This window comes from Streptomyces sp. NPDC053560, assembly GCF_044544605.1.
Lineage (GTDB): Bacteria > Actinomycetota > Actinomycetes > Streptomycetales > Streptomycetaceae > Streptomyces.
The window spans coordinates 1-1,147 of sequence record NZ_JBITXI010000042.1 but is presented as its reverse complement, the minus strand read 5'-3'; the positions used below and the strand labels follow the sequence as shown (position 1 = coordinate 1,147).

General features: G+C 64.5%; 2 protein-coding genes and 1 pseudogene. All 3 read left to right on the top strand.

What is annotated here, in order from left to right; all coding sequences use genetic code 11:
• The first annotated feature begins 14 nt into the window (after positions 1-14).
• Complete coding sequence (locus tag ACIGQF_RS38480; RefSeq protein ID WP_399720773.1) at positions 15-329, top strand: pore-forming ESAT-6 family protein; 315 nt, start codon at positions 15-17, stop codon at positions 327-329.
• A gap of 49 nt (positions 330-378) precedes the next feature.
• Positions 379-780 carry a DUF6507 family protein gene (locus ACIGQF_RS38475; protein WP_399720770.1) on the top strand — a complete coding sequence of 134 codons (402 nt, stop codon included), beginning with the start codon at positions 379-381 and terminating at the stop codon, positions 778-780.
• Positions 777-1,147: pseudogene (locus ACIGQF_RS38470) on the top strand (protein phosphatase); the annotation flags it as partial. The gene ACIGQF_RS38475 and the pseudogene ACIGQF_RS38470, both read left to right, overlap by 4 nt.

Sequence of the window (1,147 nt, the reverse complement as noted above, 5' to 3'; positions counted from 1 at the left end):
GGGAGTGAGTGTTGATGGGTGCTGCGGGTCAGGACCGTCGTTCGTACGACACGGGTGCGTCGGCGGATGCGCAGGGCAATATCCAGACGGTGATCGCGCGGTTGGAGCAGGTGATTACCGCGCGGGACGGTCAGGTGAAGGCGGCGATGGCGGATTTCACCGCCGATGGCGTGGCGGATGAGTACCACGGCAAGGAGCTGCGCTGGAATCGGGCCTCGCAGGAGGTCAAGAACATTATTCAGCTGTTGAAGACGACGCTGGAGAAGAATGACGGGACGGCGCAGCACACGCTGTCCAAGGCGAAGTCCGCGGTGGACAACATCGGCTGACCCGCCTTTGCGGTGGGTGTGGTCGGGTAACGGGGAGCAGGGGTAGCGCATGGCGGGTTGGGATCTGGATCCGCAGGGCATTTCGGGTGTGCTGAAGACGACCGGGGAGTTCGCCGGGAAGATCGAGACGTATACCAAGGCGTACGGGGAGCATCTGCAGTCCGCGGCGACCAGTGCGGGCACCATCGCCGCCGAGGGGGAGGCCCAGGGCGGCGGTAAGGGTGAGAAGCCGGGCGGGGGTCTGGTGGCGCTGGCGTTGTCGCAGTTTTCCGAGCACACCATCAATGATCTGAAGTTCATCGCGATGCGGGCGGGCAAGTCCCTCAATGGTGCGGTGGATGCCACCACCGCGTATACCAATGGGGATTTGGAGATGGCCGCGGAGTCCCAGCGCAAGGCGCTGGGGGCGGTGGATGTGGACCCGACGAAGCCGGGGGTCCAGGAGCGATGAAGATCGAGCTCAAGCCCGATCAGATTCCGCAGTACACCGGGGACCTGGGCCAGCTGGAGAAGGACCACGGGCTGCTGAAGAAGGATGCGGGGAAGATCCGCACCACCGGTGCGGATGTCCACTCCCACTTCCAGGGCCTGTCCGCGTTCTACAAGGCCCCGGAGGCGGAAAAGCTCTTCGCCACCACCAAGCCGGTCCAGACCCGCGCCGATGAATTCGCCGACGGCCTGGAGACGGTCGCCTCCGCCCTGTCCTCCTACGCCGACGAAATCCGCCCCCTGGTCCCCAAGCTCAAAGCGCTGAAGACCAAGGCGCAGAACTTCATCCGCGACCACAAGGATGATGAGGACGGGGACTACGACGAGGA

Excerpts from the sequence above, each read along its gene's own strand:
- ACIGQF_RS38480 (WP_399720773.1), top strand. The coding sequence starts at position 15 with ATGGGTGCTGCGGGTCAGGACCGTCGTTCGTACGACACGGGTGCGTCG.
- ACIGQF_RS38475 (WP_399720770.1), top strand. The coding sequence starts at position 379 with ATGGCGGGTTGGGATCTGGATCCGCAGGGCATTTCGGGTGTGCTGAAG.